Below are 16,217 nucleotides of genomic sequence, written 5' to 3'. Positions count from 1 at the left end.
GACTTAGTGACTTCATTAAAGGCTTACCAAGCTCAACCGACTTAATTGTCTACCAGTTTGTTCAGGGCCTTCAGTTCTTCGCAGTCTGCCACGCCTTCGCAATCTGCTTCAGGTTTGCCCTTATTCAACAGTTTTTCCAGTTGATCAATGCGCTGCTGCTGGGCAATGGCTTGATCAATCAAGCCGTGCATGGCCTTGATCAAAGGGTCATCGCCGTTTTTGGATACGCCGTAAGCTGAAAACTCTTCCTTCGTTCTGGCAGCACCGGTCAGTTCCTCACCCGGAGCGCGCTCTTCGGCCTTCACTATCATTCGGGCGGGGTTACCCACCGCAGTGGCGCCCGCAGGTACCGGCTTTGTTACGACCGCATTCGAACCAATCTTGGCGCCTTCACCCACAGTGAACGGACCCAACACTTGCGCACCCGCACCCACAACAACGCCTTTTTCAAGGGTCGGGTGGCGTTTGCCTTTGGCCAGGGATGTACCACCCAAAGTTACGCCTTGGTAAATGGTCACGTCGTCATGAATTTCAGCGGTTTCGCCAATGACCACACCCATGCCATGATCAATGAACACACGACGGCCAATTGTTGCACCGGGGTGAATTTCTATCCCGGTGAAAAAACGCCCCAGGTGGGACAGAAAACGCGCCAGTGTGGTCAAGCCCGCATTCCACGAACTGTGGGCCAATCGATGCCACATCAATGCGTGCAGCCCGGGATAGCAAAGGAAAACTTCCAACCTGCCGCGGGCAGCGGGGTCCTTTTTCAAAATCGTGTCGATGTCTTCTCGTAATCGAATCCACATGCGCGAAAAGCCTTGAATCAGTGGTTGTGCCAAGCCGCCAATGGCGATTTGCAGAATGCCCAAAGGGCGTCGCCGCAGTGTATCACGGCTGCACTAGGGCTTCTTGCGCTCAAATTCATGGGGATACAGGCGGTTGTCCACCACGCGAATGATATCCGAGAAAAAACCGCGCAGCATGTCAACCTCTTCCTGTTCAAGCGGGGTTTTGGCCAGCATGCGGGCCAGGCGTTGAACCACTTTCTTGGGCTTGTCCGGGTTAATGAAATCCACTGCCTCCATGGCTTGCAACCAGTGGGCCTGCAAATCGGCAACAGCTTTCACGGTGGCCAGCCTGTCGCCCTTCTCCAGAACACTGGAAAGCGATGCTGAGCCTGTGCTTTCAACACCAACGGTTTCAACACCCGAGGCCCATTCAGTTCGCAAGGCATACGCCACAATCTGCACGGCTTGCGACAGGTTCAAGGAACTGTAAACCGGATTCGCTGCAATGGTGACCTGCCGGTTACACACCAGCAACTCGTCATTGCTGAGCCCCGTGCGTTCGGCACCAAACACAAAAGCAGCACCCACACCCTGGCCCGTCAACGCCAATGCCTCTCGGGCAGCTTCTTGTGGACTTTGCAAGCCAGGCCCCAGCTCGCGCAAGCGGGCAGACAGTGCAAAAGCCACGCTTCGGTCAGCCAACGCATCGGGCAGGGAGTCATAAATACGCGCCTTCTCCAGCACATCGGCTGCGCCACTTGCCAGCGAAATGGCCTCTTCAGCGCTGCAAATATCTGCTGTTTTGGGGCAAACAAGTCGTAAATCGCTCAAGCCCATGGTTTTCATGGCCCTGGCCACCGAACCCACATTGCCCGGATGACTTGTTTTTACAAGAACTATTGAAATGGCTTCAAGGGAAATGGCTGCGGTCATTTATAATGTCAGGTTAAACGTATTCAAATTGAAAGGAAAGGCCATGCATCCGATGTTGAACGTGGCGGTGAAAGCCGCTCGCGCTGCGGGAAAAATCATCAACCGAGCGGAGCTTGACCTCGATCAGGTAAAAATCGGGGTCAAAGGCCCCAACGATTTCGTCACCGAAACCGATCAGGCTGCTGAAAGCGTCATTATCGACGTTCTCAAGCAGGCTTTTCCGGACCACGCCATTCTAGCTGAGGAAAGCGGTGCCTCCGGCAAATCCGATTACGAGTGGGTGATTGACCCAATCGATGGCACGGCCAACTTCATTCACGGCTATCCACACTACGCGATTTCCATCGCCTTGCGTGTTCATGGCCATGTGCAGCAGGCTGTGGTTTACAACCCGGCGACAAACGACCTGTTCACCGCATCCAAGGGTGAAGGTGCGTTTTTGAACAACCGCCGCATTCGCGTCTCCAAGCGCAGCAAACCCAATGAATTTCTGGTCGGTTTCGCATTTCCAAGCGGTCAGAACGAAGGCTCGCTGGGCGTCAAGCGCAAGATGCTGGCACTGACTGAAAGCACAGCGGGCATCCGCAAATCCGGCTCGGCAGTGCTCGACCTGGCTTATGTGGCCTGCGGCCGTCTTGATGGCTACATGTGCTTTGGTTTGAAGCCTTGGGACTTGGCAACGGGTGTTCTGCTGGTGTCTGAAGCCGGTGGATTGATCACCGACCCACAAGGCAATGACACCTACATGGAAACAGGCAACGCCGTTGCCGGCAACCCCAAAGCGCTTCAATACCTGTTGAGCTTCAAGTAAGTTGACCCGGCCCGCGAACACCAACAATCAGGCTGCATCACAGGCGTTTGAAAACCACACGCCGATGATGCAGCAGTACCTCACGCTCAAGGCGGAATACCCCGACAAGCTGCTCTTTTATCGCATGGGCGATTTCTACGAGCTGTTTTTCGATGACGCCCAACTGGCAGCGCAACTACTGCGTATCACCCTGACACACAGGGGTCAATCAGCTGGCCAGCCTATTCCAATGGCTGGCATTCCCTTTCATGCAGCCGATCAATACCTGGCCAAGCTGGTTGCACTGGGCCATTCAGTGGCCATTTGCGAGCAGGTCGGTATCCCAGGCGCAACCAAGGGCCCCATGGAGCGCAAAGTGGCGCGGGTGGTCACACCTGGCACTTTGACAGAATCCACCCTATTGCCTGACCAGGAAAACAAAACCCTGCTCAGCCTGTATTCGGAAGATGGCAAATACTGGGGCGTGGCATGCCTGGCTTTGTCGGCTGGTTCAATTCGATTACTGGAATGCGATTCAGGCGCACTGGCTGCACACCTGAGCCGCTTCAATGCAGCCGAGGTGCTGGTGAACAACCGCAACTGGGCGCAGCAAAGCCAGATCACCGGCACGATTGAGCGCCCTGCTTGGCACTTTGATGCGGGCTTTGCCCAAACCCATTTGCAAGCGGTTCTGCAGGCTGCCAACCTTGAAAGCCTGGAACTGCAAGATGCCAAGCTCGCGGTACCCGCCATGGGTGCTGCCTTGCAGTACGCCAAGGAAACCCACCTCAGCACGGACACGTTCAAACATGTTTCAGACATTCAGGTTGAACATGAAAGCGACTTTCTTGTACTGGACGAAGCAGCACGGCGCAACTTGGAGCTCACCGAAACCCTGCGAGGGGAAGCGGCACCCACCCTGTTCTCCCGCCTGAACAGAACGGGCAGCGGTATGGGTGCCCGCAGGCTGAGGCAATGGCTCCTTGAGCCCTTGCGTAACATTGCCCACATCGAAGCCCGGCAAGGCAAAATCGCACACCTGCTGGGTACGCTGGGCAGTGCACCCGACCCTGCCTGTTTCGGATTGGTCAAAACACTTCGGGCCATGGCTGACATTGAGCGCATCAGCAGTCGTGTGGCCATGCAAACCGCAAAACCACGCGACCTGCTGGCCCTGCGGGAAAGTCTGCAAGCACTGCCGCAAGTGGCCGAGTTGATCCGCAGCTTTGGCGATGGTGAGTTCGATCTGGCGTTGCAAGCATTGCAATCACCGCCAGAACTGCTCGCGGAACTGGTGCAGGCCCTGGCCGACAACCCACCTGTGCTGATCCGTGATGGAGGCGTGATTGCGGATGGCTACCATGCCGAACTCGATGAACTGCGCAACATTCAAACCGGCAGCGGCCAGTTCCTGATTGAACTGGAAAAACAGGAACGCCAGGCCACAGGCATTGCCAACCTGAAAGTTGAATTCAACCGGGTGCATGGTTTCTACATTGAGGTGAGTAGCGCCCAGGCCGACAAGGTGCCCGCGCACTACATCCGCCGGCAAACCATGAAGAACGCCGAGCGGTACATCACCGAGGAATTGAAAGCCTTCGAGGAAAAAGCCCTGTCCGCCAAAGACAAGGCGCTGAATCTTGAAAAAGTCATTTATGAACACCTGATGGTTTGGCTGGGTCAGTTCACTCCTTTTCTGCAACGTTGTGCAAAAGAGTTGTCAGAACTGGACGCACTGGCGGCGCTGGCAATGGTGGCTTTTGAAGCCAATTGGGTTCGTCCACACATGGTGCCCCACGCACTGTTGAACATTCAGCAAGGCCGCCACCCCGTGCTCGAAGTGCAGGTTGAACAGTTCACCCCCAATGATTGTGGCCTGTACCCCGGCAAGCACATGGCCCTGATTACCGGGCCCAACATGGGCGGCAAAAGCACGTACATGCGCCAAACCGCGCTGATTGCACTGCTGGCCCACATGGGCAGCTTTGTGCCAGCCGCTTCGGCCCAAATCGGCTTGCTTGATCGAATTTTCACACGCATCGGTGCATCAGACGACCTGGCGGGCGGTCGATCTACCTTCATGGTAGAAATGACCGAGGCAGCAACCATCGTTCGCCAAGCCACTCCACAAAGCCTGGTCATCATGGATGAAATCGGGCGTGGCACTTCCACCTTTGACGGCCTGTCACTGGCCTGGGAAATTGCCAAGCGGCTTGCCAACACCAACAAGTGCCTGACCTTGTTCGCCACCCACTACTTTGAAATCACAGCACTGGGCAATGAACTGGACAGCGTGTTCAACGTGCATTTGTCGGCCACTGAACACCAGGGCAAATTGGTGTTCTTGCACCGCATTGAAGCTGGTCCGGCAAGCCAAAGCTATGGTTTGCAGGTGGCCAAACTGGCAGGTCTTCCAGCCCTGGTCGTGAAAAACGCCCAAAAGCGCCTGGACCAGCTTGAAGCTGAAAAACGCGCCATGACCGCCCAGGTCGATCTTTTTGATACGCCTGAACAAGCTGAAGCTGAAACACCAGCCAGCGCGCACAGCATCAACCTGATTCTCGAAAAACTCAATGAAACTGATCCCGATGAACTGAGTCCAAGGGATGCATTGCAGCTTGTGTTTCAGTTGAAAGGATTACAAGGTTGATAGGAATATTCAGGTTACCAGAAAGTTGTCGTGTGCTGCTCTGGACACTCGCAGTGGCCTGGCTGGCTTTGTTACCCGTAACACAGGCCAAAGCCACGCCATTCAGCTTTGCATTGATGGGAGACCAGCCCTACAACAACCTGCTTGAAACAGCCACAGACAGCCTGATTCAACACATGAATCAGGATACGAACGTGCATTGGATATTGCACGTCGGAGACATCAAGGGCGGCGGGGAACCCTGCACCGATGAGTTGTTGGCACGTCGCATAGAACAACTTCAACGCAGTGAAAGGCCACTGCTTTTCGTACCCGGTGACAACGAATGGACCGATTGTCACCGTGACTCAAATGGTAGTTTCGATTCACAAGATCGGCTGGCGCACCTCCGCAAATTGGCGTTTGCTCAATCAACCTCGCTTGGCAAACAAAACTTCCCCGTACGTCAGCAAACCTCGGCACCTTTTCCAGAACACTTGATGTGGCGCCAGGGCAGCACTCTGTTCATCAGCTTGAATATTCCAGGCAGCAACAACGATCTGGACCACCCCTCCTCCAGAAAAACCAGCAAAGCCGAGGTACAGCGCCTTTTCAAAGAAAGAGAGAAAGCCATCAACGCCTGGCTAAGTGAAGCAGAGAAAGCATTTGGCACAGGCCAAGGATCACCCACTGAAACAGTCATTGCGATTCAAGGCAATCCGATCGATGGTTCTGGAGGGATGTTCAACAATGGCTACAAGAATTTCATGAACCGTTTGGTCAAATACATCAACCAAACCAAGCGCCCCGTGCTGTTGATTCATGGTGACACGCACCGCTTCAAATGGGACAGGCCCTCGTTGAAAAAATTCGGTGGCTCATCTGAAACGGACGCGCTGTTTTACCGGCTAGAGGGCTGGGGGCACCCCTTCGTGAACTCCTGGGTCAAGGTGACCGTCACGCCAGGCACGGACAAGCCCTTTCAGGTCAACAGCATCGCCCAAACCACACAGCCCAACAACTAGGTCGGGCTGCTTTCCTGACTGATTTACCGTATCTCAGTTCAGCTTGTGCGCACCTGGGTTGGGCGCCACGCTAAACAGGGATTGCGCTGCTGCCCCTTGCGCCTTTTCTTCCTCGTTGGCTGAGCGAATATCCAATACCTTGAGATGATAACGCAAGGCCATACCGGCAAAAGGATGGTTACCATCCAGTACCACTTTGCCTTCGGCAATGTCAGTCACTGTCCACACCCGGCCAAACCCAGTGTTCTCTTCAGTGGCCTGTTCGTCTGGCTCATTCTCGTCTTCAACCGGCACCTCTTCAAGCTGCATGCCGATTTCCAGTTCTTCACCAAAGCTGTCCAGGTCTTCCACGCGCATCAGTTCGGGATCGAAATCACCAAAGGCGTCCTCAGGTTCAAGCTGGACGAACACTTCATCGCCCACAACCTTGCCGTCCACGGCTTCCTGCAGTTTTGGGAACACTTCATTTTCACTGCCATGCAGGTAAATGATAGGCTCACCACCGTGTTCCTGAATCAGTTCACCCTGCGCATCACGCAGCTCAAAATCAAGGGTAACCACCGTGCCGTGCTCAACAATCATCGTACATAACTCCAGAAATCAGCGCCCCAACAGTGGGCAGTCTTTTAAGGTGGCCTATGATACCCGTAATCCACAAATCGCCCAAATTGAACCAACAAGCCCATGATTAAACCCCTCAAGCATATTGCAGACCTTTCCGTAGAACAGTTCATGCGGGAACACTGGCATAAGAAACCTAAGTTGTTCCGACAAGCCTTTCCCGATTTTGAACCCTTGTGTGATTTCGACACCATTGCGGAAATGGCCTCGGATGAAGACATCGAAAGCCGGCTGATCCAGCATGGCAAAACAGGTTGGACACTGGAACACGGTCCGTTCGAAGAATTGCCGCCCATGAACAAGAAGGCGTGGACAGTGTTGGTGCAGGGTATCGATCACCATCTGCCGGAAGCGTATGACCTGCTTCAATTGTTCAGATTCATCCCTGATGCGCGCCTCGACGACGTCATGCTCAGCCTGGCCAGTGACGGCGGCGGTGTTGGGCCGCATTACGATTCCTATGATGTATTCCTGTTGCAGATGCATGGCAAGCGGCGCTGGAGAATCGGCCCCCTGCAGGACAAACAAATCGAAGAAGGTGTACCCCTTAAGATTCTCAAGAACTTTAAACCCACTGAAGAGTTTGTTCTTGAACCGGGGGACATGTTGTACCTGCCACCCAACTATGGACACGATGGCACGGCAGTTGACGTATGTTCGACGTTGAGTATCGGATTTCGTGCACCCACACAGGCAGAGGTGCTGAGTGGCATTCTTCGCGATCTGGCCGATCAGATCGACAAAGACCCGGAGATGACCAATTGCCTGTTTTCAGACCCGGGAAGAAGCGTTCAAAAGAACCCCGCAGAAATTCCTGACGACTTGCTGAATTTTGGATTGAATTCCTTGGCCCGGTTCGGCGCTGAATCGCACCAAATCCAATGCAGCATGGGCGCTTTGCTCACAGAACCGAAATCTCATGTGTATTTTGTAAACAACACAGAAGATCAGGAAATACACGAAATAATCAGTGTTTTAGGCGAGCGTGGGATTGCTTTGAGCATGAAAACTAAAATGTTGTTCAAGGAACAGACTTTTTTCATCAATGGCGAGATTGTCAACCCAAAGGCTTCTCTTACCGTTAAACAACTGCAAATGCTCGCAAACCAGCGTGAAATGGAGCCTTCAGACGCGGCAGAAGCTTTAAAAAATCCTGAATTCCAGTATTTTTTAATTGGTTTTGCAAAAGCGGGTTGGGTGGAAACCCTAATGTGATTAATTTCATTTAGGATTTGAAACGACTCGGCAAAGTCAATAGAATTTTGCTTCCAAAATAAGGTCGAAACAATGACTTGAATTTGACAGGCTATTCGTTAGAATTTGCAGAGTTTTCCGCTTGAGTGCTTGAACACCCGGCAGGAAAATGGGTGATTCTGGGTTCTCTTGTGAGCCTATTTGCTCTAAAAAAGGCGCTTGAATCGGCGCCTAGTTCGTGACCCCAAAAGGAATAAACATGAAAAATTCAATTCTGATCGCATCTTTGTTTGCTGTTGCTTTGGCCGCTTGTGGCAAGAAAGAAGAAGCAGCTCCAGTTGAACCAGCAGCACCAGCAGTGACTGAACAAGCTCCTGCTGCACCTGCAATGGAACCAGCAGCACCAGCCGCTGAACCAGCACCAGCAACTGAGCCAGCTCCAGTTGACCCAGCTGCTGCTCCAGCCGAAGAAAAGAAGTAATTTCAATGCGCTTTCAACAAGCGCTTGAATATGAAAAAGCCCCAAGCGAAAGCATTGGGGCTTTTTTTATGTCTCAATTAGAAGTGAGTCAAAAGTCAATTTGTAACAATCAGACCAATCAAGCAGCAAAGGCAGTTGGGTCAAGGCTGCGCCAAGCAAATCCAGCTTCCTGACAGGCAATGTCGAATCCGATTCCCCGAGGGCTCAGCACCTCGTGCCACATTTGCTGCACCACGTCTTTACAATTGGTTGTCTTGCTCAAATGGGCAGCCACCACGAAACGTAAGTTGCCTGAAGTCAGCCTTTTCAGAATGTCACAGGCCACCTGATTGCTCAAATGGCCGTAGTCCCCACTAACCCGTTTTTTCAAACTGGGTGGGTAAGGTGAATTGGACAGCATTTCCGGGCAGTGGTTGGATTCCAGGATCAAGGCATGGGCACGGTTCAACATACCCACCAAATGCGCTGTAGCACTGCCACAATCGGTCAGAATACCCGTAATGAAACCAGCACTTGATTCAATCAGCATTTGAATGGGTTCAGCTGCGTCATGCGGCACAGGAAATGGGTGCAGGGTTAGTTTTTTGATTTGGATTGGGCTGTGGCTGTCTATCAACACCACCCTGCCCGTCTCCAGATAATCTGGTTCCGTTAAACGAGAACGCAGGGCTGCACGCCAAGTGCCGTGGGTAAGGTAAACCGGTGTTCCAAACTTGCGGCTGAATTTGAATACGCCACCAATGTGGTCGCCATGTTCGTGAGTCACAACGATGGCATCAACAGCCTGCGGATCGATTCCGACTCGCTCAAGCCGGGCCACAGTCTCTTTGACCGCAAAACCGCAGTCGACCATCAAACGGGTTGGGGCCTTTTCGGCCCCACACTCGAACAACCAGCAGTTGCCTTCGCTACCACTGCCCAAACTTGCAAATTTCACGTCAATTACCGCAATTTGCCAGCCAGTTTCGTTGCTGCTTCGTCGGAAACAGCGGCATCAACAGCACCACCACGCTCTGAGGTAAATTTGACCGTTGTCGACTTGTCGTTTTCAGGCGCAACAACCACCTGGAAACGTTGATCCGCTTTCAACGAATTGGAACCACCTTTGCCGCTGCCACCAAAGATCTTGCCGAAGAAACCCTTTTTTTCACCTTCGGCTGAAGCGGAGTCGGGGATGTACTTCACGTAATACACGCCATTCGAACGGTCGCGGTCCTCGACAATGAAACCAGCTCGGTCCAAGCCGAACCCCACGCGGCGCCAAGCCTGAGGGAAGTCTTCAGCCAACACAATGGCGGTACCTTCCGGCTTTTTCTGAACCGAGATCAAGGCTTGCCCTACCGGGCGGCCTGATGCCTCTGCTGCTTTTTCGTCACCTGTCAGCTTGACCATCAAACGGTTCAGCATTTCAGCTTCGAGCTCAGGGTCTGCTGGACGGTTCATCCATTGCATTACCGCCTGCGACGGGTTGCTATCAGTGTAATTTTCTTCCATGCCACGGTGTGTCACGAAAATTTCCACCCCACCTTCAACAGGCTCAATCCGCGTGCGATAACGGTCACGGGTATTGCTGGAATAAACACCGTCGAACACAGTACCAATAATCTTGCGCAAGCCGTCTAATGGAATATTGGCGCGGTTTTCCGCCCAATTGGTTTCCATCAGACCAATCTTCGGATCGTCAACTGCCAACTCGAAACCTGTTTCTTTCCAGAAATCACGCAGTTTCGGCCAAAGTTGCTCGGGCGTCATCTTGACTTCCAGCGAGCGCACATTGCCCACACGTTTGATCTTGACATCCTTGCTGTCCACCAGGACAGGTTCGGACGGTTGAACGCGCGCACCCGCGGGGCGCGCTGCTCCACCACTGTAAAACGAAGAGGCGGAAACAGAACCCGAACCTGACTCGCCCGGAATCAGAAACTGTTCATCGGCAGACTGTGCAGTTAGGTCAGGAGGAACCTCCAGACCCAATTCACGCTTTTCAGCCGTTCTGTAGGCAGTTTTCTGACCCTCGACCGCTTCTTTGTAGGAAGCACATCCCGCAGCGGCAGACACAGCGGCTGCAATCATCAGCAATTTGAAAGGGGTTGTCTTGTTCAATTCCATTTGTTTCACAGCCTTAAGTGATCTTTAGTCAATCAACCGGTGTGCGCGCAAGGCAGCATCTACGGTTTGGTGAAATCCGGATTCCAGTCTGGTTAATGGCAAACGAATACCCGGTGCCATCATTCCCATCTTGCTCAATGCATACTTCACTGGAATTGGGTTGGCCTGCACAAACATGGCCTGGTGCAAATCCAGCAAGGAAAGATTCAGTGCATGTGCCGCCTTTGCTTCGCCTGCGATTGCAGCCGCACACAACTCATGCATCAGCTTGGGCGCCACGTTGGCGGTCACGGAAATGTTGCCCTTGCCTCCCATCAACATCAAGTTGACTGCAGTTGGATCATCGCCACTGTACACCGCAAAGTCGGGCGAGGTGTCGCGAATCAGCCAGGCGCCGCGTTCAAGATTGCCTGTGGCTTCCTTGATGCCTACGATACCGTCCACCTTGCTCAGGCGAACGACAGTTGAATGCGCCATGTCAGCCACGGTGCGGCCAGGCACATTGTACAAAATGACTGGCAAATCAACTGCTTCAGCCACTTTGCGCATGTGCAGGTAAATGCCTTCCTGAGTCGGCTTGTTGTAGTAAGGCACTACCTGCAGGCTAGCAGCCGAACCAACCTTGCGAGCGTACTCAGTCAATTCAATCGCCTCGGTGGTGGAGTTGCCACCCGTGCCTGCGATGATCGGAATGCGCCCTGCAGCCTGTTCAACAGCCACACGAATCAGTTCGCCGTGCTCTTCAACATCCACGGTGGGCGATTCGCCGGTGGTACCTACGGCCACGATAGAATCGGTGCCCTGTTCAATGTGCCAATCAATGAGTTTGCGGTAGCTGTCATAGTCCAGCGAACCGTCTTCAAACATCGGCGAAACAATCGCGACAATGCTGCCAGTGATCATTTAATCCCTTTGAGTGAGTGTTATTGTTCCAGATTGTATCTCAGACCATGCCCCTGTAATGCCCATGGCCCGTTGAATCATTGCAGGGCTTGTAGTGCCCCGCAACCCTTGTTCGAATCGCAAAATAGTCAGGCCCGAAAGTCGGGATAAAAGCTCGCCCGGTTGCAAGAGAAAATCGGGGCTTCTTGGTGAACCGAACTTCGCGTTTCCATCCATGAATGTCTCGTACACCAATACAGCATGTTCAGACTTCAAGTTGGCCAAAAGGTTCTCAAAGTGCGGACGGTGCAAGTAATTGGTCACGACAATCAGATCATATTTCTGACCCGTCAGCGGCCAATCGGGTTGCTCCAGATCCATGCACTCAAACTGCACATTGGCTGGCCATTCAGTTTCTGGCGTATTTTTATCCACGGCATGTACGCTGTAGCCTAAACTGGCCAGGTAAAGCGCATGGCGACCCCCGCCACAGGCCAGGTCCAGCGCACGCAGGCCGGGCTTGACAGCACCGGCTGCTGCCAAGCTATCCACACAGGTGCGTACCCAGGGCGACGGGGCCATGGCTGGGTTGCTATGGTGTTGCACCATGTCAGGAATAATCCAGGCCCATGTGCTTGCGCACGTCCTTCATGGTATCGCTGGCCAATGCGCGGGCACGTTCACACCCTTGATCAATGATGCTGCGCACCAGGGCCGGGTTGTCAGCATACATGGCTGCGCGTTCACGCATGGGGGCAAGCTCGCGGGTAATGGCATCAATAATGGGTTCTTTGCATTGAATACAGCCAATTCCGGCGGACTTGCAACCTTCCTGCACCCACTGCTTCGTGGTGTCATCGGAATACACTTCATGCAGTTGCCACACCGGGCATTTGGCAGGGTCGCCAGGGTCGGTGCGGCGTACGCGCGCAGGGTCGGTTGGCATCTTGCGCACTTTCTGGGAAATATTTTCCGGAGTCTCTCGCAAGGCCAGGGTGTTCTGATAACTCTTCGACATTTTCATGCCGTCAAGGCCAGGCATCTTGCTGGCTTCTGTCAACAGGGCCTTGGGCTCAAGCAGAATTGGCTTGCGGCCAATTTCAACGCCCTTGGCGTCGAGCAGCTTTTCCCGGCTGTAGAAATGATTGAAGCGGCGCGCGATTTCACGCGTCAACTCAATATGGGGAACCTGGTCTTCGCCCACAGGCACTTGCGCGGCCCGGTAAATCAATATGTCCGCTGACTGCAAAAGTGGGTAACCCAGAAAACCGTAGGTGCCCAAGTCCTTGTCGCCCAGTTTTTCCTGCTGATCCTTGTACGTGGGTACACGTTCAAGCCAGCTCAACGGTGTATTCATGGACAGCAGCAAATGCAGCTCAGCGTGTTCAGGCACCTTGGACTGAATAAACAGAGTCGCCTTCTCAGGATCAACACCCGCGGCCAGCCAGTCGATGACCATGTCCCACACGCTTTCCTTGATCACTTCCGGTGTTTCATAATGCGTGGTCAGCGCATGCCAATCGGCCACAAAGAACAGGCAGGGAAACTCGTTCTGGAGTTTCACCCAGTTCTTCAACACACCATGGTAATGACCAAGGTGCAACAAACCGGTGGGGCGCATGCCCGACAATACGCGTTCAGGAAACATGGTAATTTAAAAGTTAAACAAGAGAGTTAATGCGCTCAACCCGGCAGTCACAATGGGTTGAATGAACATGGGCAAAATACCCAGCATCAATAGTGCAATGAGCACGATCATGCCATAGGGCTCGGTCCTGCTGAAACTGTACGCTGCAGAACTGGGCAGCAAGCTGAACAGAATGCGTCCTCCGTCCAGCGGCAGGATCGGCAGCAGGTTCAGCGCAGCCAGCACCAGGTTGACAACAATCCCCGCCTTGGCCATTTCTTCAAAAAAGGGCTCGTTCAAGCCTGTGATGAATTGCAGCTTCAATGCCAGCGCCCACATCAAGGCCATCACGAAATTTGCACCGGGCCCGGCAAAGGCCACGTAGCGGATGTCTTTCTTGGGATTGTTCAAGTTGTTAAAATTCACTGGCACTGGCTTGGCCCAACCGAACAGGAATGCGCCAAGGCCCATCAGGCTGGACGACACCAGGATCGCGATCGGCACCAGAATGGTTCCAACCGGGTCAATGTGCTTCAAGGGATTCAAGGTAATGCGCCCTGCGTACATCGCAGTGTTGTCACCATACATGCGCGCCACGTAACCGTGTGCAGCCTCATGGAGCGTGATGGCAAACAACACCGGCAGTGCATACACCGCAATGGTTTGAATAATGCTTGAATCCATTACAGTTCGTCCTGTTCTTCAATGTTCACGGGTTCAAGCGACCCTGTCAACGGGCCAGCCCCGACGCGAACCACTACAGGGTCCTCGCCAGTCCAGTCAATCACGGTGGTGGGAAAAGCGCCGCAGTATTCGCCATCGTCGACAATCAGGTCAACATCATTGCCAACTGCCTCTTGAGCTTCCCAGCCACTGCGCGCAGGCTCTTCCATTCCGGGCATCTGAAGTGTTGTGGCGATAAGGGCACCTTCGGTGTGTTCGAGTATGGCCTGTACCACCGCATGGGCAGGCACGCGCAAACCAATGGATTTCTTGGAAGGATGGGACAGCCGTTTCGGCACTTCCTTGGTGGCTTCCAGAATGAAGGTGTAGGGGCCAGGAAACACGGATTTCAACAACCTGTATTGCACGTTGTTGACCTTGGCATAGCTGCCCAGTTCACTCAAATCCTTGCACAGCAGGGCCAAGTGCTGCTTCTCTGAAATACCCTTGAGCCTGCGCAGTCTTTCCACCGCGTTTTTGTCATCCATGTGACACACCAAGGCATAGCAGCTGTCGGTGGGAATGGCGGCAATTCCACCCCCATTAATGAGGTCTGCAGCCTGTTTGCACAAACGGGCTTGCGGATTTTCAGGGTGTACGTTGAATAACTGGGGCAATGGGGATCCTGTTAACTGAACAACTTGCCCCAATTATCCCAGATTGGCACGCAACCGTCCGGCAGACGGGGCAATTCACCCAAATTAACCCTTGATTCGGTGGGCCCATGAAAATCAGAGCCCCGCGATGCCTTTAATCCCGAGCGAACAGACTTGCGCGCGTAAGTGGCGTATTGGTCCGTGGTGTGGCTACCGGTGACTACTTCAATGCCAACGCCGCCCATCTTCACAAACTGTTCGACCAGCTCGTCCATCTGCATGGGCTTCAAATCGTAGCGACCGGGGTGGGCAATTACGGGAAGTCCGTTTGAATCGAGAATCCACTCCACGGCCTGCTGCAAGCTCGCCCATTCGTGGGGCACATAGCCGGGCTTGCCCGGTGTCAGAAAACGCTCAAACACCTCCCGGATGTCTGTGCAAACCTTGCGCTCAACCAGGCAACGGGCAAAGTGTGTGCGGCTGATCAGGTCTGGATTGCCTACATATTTCAGCGCCCCTTCATAAACGCCGTCAATACCCACTTTTTCAAGCTGACGCGACATTTCCTTGGCACGCTCGGTGCGACCACTGCGCACACTGGCCAATCCATTGGACAAAGGCGAGTCAATGTAGTCCACATTCAAACCCACAATGTGCAAAGTGACCGCAGACCAGGTCACGGAAATTTCCACACCAGGTACAAAAATCATGTTGTGCTCGGCAGCGGCTTTGGCCGCACGGGCCAAGCCACCCACTTCATCGTGGTCAGTCAATGACCAGATTTGAACGCCATTGGCGGCTGCGCGCGCAGCCAACTCTTCGGGGGTCAGGGTGCCATCGGAGGTGGTGGAATGGCAATGCAAATCCGCGTTAATGAGGTGCGGATCGCTCCAGTCAAGGTGTGCTGCTGTACTCATACTCTTGCGATCCACTTATTGGGCGGACTGCTCCAATTCAACTTGCATCAACCAGGCCAATTCTTCTTCAGAAAAACCAGCCTGCGCGCGGGCCTTGAAATTGAAAGGAGATCGGGGTTGCGGTGCAGTGTATTCGCGCAGGCAAGTCTCGAATGCTTCAATGGGGTCGCGTGATTCATTGTGGCATATTTCATTGAACCAGCGATTGCCAATGGTCACATGGCCGATTTCATCGCGCAAAATGATGTCCAATACTTCCGCACTTTCCGTGTCACCGACAACAGCCAGTTTTTCACGGATGGCAGGCGACACATCCAGCCCACGCGCCTCCAGCAAACGGGGTACCAAAGCCAGACGGGCCAACAGGCTGCCCTTGGTTTTCTCGGCCATTTGCCACAGCCCGTCATGGGCCAGGTAATCGCCGTAACTCAATCCCAAGGCTGCCAGGCGACTGCACAGCAAGGTGTGGTGGTAGGCCTCTTCTTTGGCAACTTTTAGCCAGTCGACGTAAAACTGCGGGGGCATTTCAGGAAAACGTACAAGCAAATCCAGCGCCAGGTTGATGGCATTGAATTCAATATGTGCCAGGGAATGCAGCAAGATGCCACGGCCTTCAGGATGAGCCAGTTTGCGGGTGGGCACACGCGAGGGGTGAACCAATTCGGGCCGCTGCGGGCGCCCCACTGCCGACTCCAGAACTTCCATTTCACCCAAAGGCAAGTCCTCCGCAATCGCATGCACAAGCTGCACTTTCTCAAGCGCATTTGCACATTCCAGCGCCTGCAATGCAGCCCGCCTTAACGTAAGTTTCTGTTCACTGCCCATGGCCACACTGCGAAAGCTTCGATGCATGTTATTTTAAGCCAAACAGCCAAAGGCATACTTGAAAACAGGAGACG

Annotated in this window: 17 protein-coding genes; 5 read left to right on the top strand and 12 right to left on the bottom strand. The window is 53.6% G+C overall.

The window, feature by feature from the left end; genetic code table 11:
* Positions 1-41: 41 nt before the first annotated feature.
* A complete protein-coding gene (cysE, locus tag RGQ30_RS06480) occupies positions 42-809 on the bottom strand; it encodes a serine O-acetyltransferase (protein WP_130556998.1) in 768 nt (255 codons plus the stop codon).
* A gap of 93 nt (positions 810-902) precedes the next feature.
* Entirely contained in the window at positions 903-1,724 is an 822-nt protein-coding gene (locus RGQ30_RS06475; RefSeq protein ID WP_130556694.1) for an RNA methyltransferase, read from the bottom strand.
* A gap of 43 nt (positions 1,725-1,767) precedes the next feature.
* On the opposite strand from RGQ30_RS06475, the gene RGQ30_RS06470 reads away from it, so the two are divergent.
* The 3 genes from RGQ30_RS06470 (at position 1,768) to RGQ30_RS06460 (ending at position 6,168) form a co-directional block, all read left to right on the top strand.
* Positions 1,768-2,535 (top strand): inositol monophosphatase family protein, encoded by a 768-nt coding sequence (locus tag RGQ30_RS06470; protein WP_130556695.1) that lies wholly within the window; start codon positions 1,768-1,770, stop codon positions 2,533-2,535.
* A gap of 64 nt (positions 2,536-2,599) precedes the next feature.
* The gene (mutS, locus tag RGQ30_RS06465) at positions 2,600-5,164 is read left to right on the top strand and encodes a DNA mismatch repair protein MutS (RefSeq protein WP_130556999.1); all 2,565 of its coding nucleotides are present in this window, start codon (positions 2,600-2,602) and stop codon (positions 5,162-5,164) included.
* 32 nt (positions 5,165-5,196) lie between these two features.
* Complete coding sequence (locus RGQ30_RS06460) at positions 5,197-6,168, top strand: metallophosphoesterase (RefSeq protein ID WP_130556696.1); 972 nt, start codon at positions 5,197-5,199, stop codon at positions 6,166-6,168.
* Between the two features lie 33 nt (positions 6,169-6,201).
* Here RGQ30_RS06460 and RGQ30_RS06455 read toward each other — a convergent pair whose 3' ends face one another.
* Positions 6,202-6,750 (bottom strand): FKBP-type peptidyl-prolyl cis-trans isomerase, encoded by a 549-nt coding sequence (locus tag RGQ30_RS06455; RefSeq protein ID WP_130556697.1) that lies wholly within the window; start codon positions 6,748-6,750, stop codon positions 6,202-6,204.
* A gap of 102 nt (positions 6,751-6,852) precedes the next feature.
* Here RGQ30_RS06455 and RGQ30_RS06450 point away from each other — a divergent pair, with 102 nt between their 5' ends.
* Positions 6,853-8,004, top strand: coding sequence for a cupin domain-containing protein (locus RGQ30_RS06450; protein ID WP_130556698.1), 1,152 nt, complete (start codon positions 6,853-6,855; stop codon positions 8,002-8,004).
* Between the two features lie 238 nt (positions 8,005-8,242).
* Entirely contained in the window at positions 8,243-8,464 is a 222-nt protein-coding gene (locus RGQ30_RS06445; protein ID WP_130556699.1) for a hypothetical protein, read from the top strand.
* A 118-nt stretch (positions 8,465-8,582) separates the two neighbouring features.
* On the opposite strand, the gene RGQ30_RS06440 is transcribed toward RGQ30_RS06445, so the two are convergent.
* Genes RGQ30_RS06440 through RGQ30_RS06400 form a run of 9 tightly spaced genes read right to left on the bottom strand, consistent with a single transcriptional unit; the run spans position 8,583 to position 16,170 of the window.
* The gene (locus tag RGQ30_RS06440) at positions 8,583-9,401 is read right to left on the bottom strand and encodes an MBL fold metallo-hydrolase (protein WP_130556700.1); all 819 of its coding nucleotides are present in this window, start codon (positions 9,399-9,401) and stop codon (positions 8,583-8,585) included.
* Between the two features lie 5 nt (positions 9,402-9,406).
* Positions 9,407-10,573: an outer membrane protein assembly factor BamC gene (gene bamC, locus RGQ30_RS06435; protein WP_130556701.1), complete on the bottom strand. Its 1,167-nt coding sequence runs from the start codon at positions 10,571-10,573 to the stop codon at positions 9,407-9,409.
* Between the two features lie 24 nt (positions 10,574-10,597).
* The gene (gene dapA, locus RGQ30_RS06430; protein ID WP_130556702.1) at positions 10,598-11,476 is read right to left on the bottom strand and encodes a 4-hydroxy-tetrahydrodipicolinate synthase; all 879 of its coding nucleotides are present in this window, start codon (positions 11,474-11,476) and stop codon (positions 10,598-10,600) included.
* Positions 11,477-12,037: a class I SAM-dependent methyltransferase gene (locus RGQ30_RS06425; RefSeq protein ID WP_338284849.1), complete on the bottom strand. Its 561-nt coding sequence runs from the start codon at positions 12,035-12,037 to the stop codon at positions 11,477-11,479.
* A 28-nt stretch (positions 12,038-12,065) separates the two neighbouring features.
* Positions 12,066-13,103: a tryptophan--tRNA ligase gene (trpS, locus tag RGQ30_RS06420; protein WP_130556704.1), complete on the bottom strand. Its 1,038-nt coding sequence runs from the start codon at positions 13,101-13,103 to the stop codon at positions 12,066-12,068.
* A gap of 6 nt (positions 13,104-13,109) precedes the next feature.
* Entirely contained in the window at positions 13,110-13,766 is a 657-nt protein-coding gene (locus tag RGQ30_RS06415) for a site-2 protease family protein (protein ID WP_130556705.1), read from the bottom strand.
* Positions 13,766-14,422: an L-threonylcarbamoyladenylate synthase gene (locus RGQ30_RS06410; RefSeq protein ID WP_130556706.1), complete on the bottom strand. Its 657-nt coding sequence runs from the start codon at positions 14,420-14,422 to the stop codon at positions 13,766-13,768. Before RGQ30_RS06410 ends, RGQ30_RS06415 begins: the two co-directional genes overlap by 1 nt.
* An 11-nt stretch (positions 14,423-14,433) precedes the next feature.
* On the bottom strand, positions 14,434-15,318 hold the full coding sequence (locus tag RGQ30_RS06405) for a 3',5'-nucleoside bisphosphate phosphatase (RefSeq protein ID WP_130556707.1): 885 nt from the start codon (positions 15,316-15,318) through the stop codon (positions 14,434-14,436).
* Between the two features lie 15 nt (positions 15,319-15,333).
* Positions 15,334-16,170, bottom strand: coding sequence for a ferritin-like domain-containing protein (locus RGQ30_RS06400; RefSeq protein WP_338284848.1), 837 nt, complete (start codon positions 16,168-16,170; stop codon positions 15,334-15,336).
* Positions 16,171-16,217 lie beyond the last annotated feature (47 nt).

Source organism: Limnobacter thiooxidans (genome assembly GCF_036323495.1).
In the GTDB taxonomy this organism is placed as follows: domain Bacteria; phylum Pseudomonadota; class Gammaproteobacteria; order Burkholderiales; family Burkholderiaceae_B; genus Limnobacter; species Limnobacter thiooxidans.
Note: the sequence above shows the minus strand (reverse complement) of the source record. Positions and strands in the feature narration are given on the sequence as shown.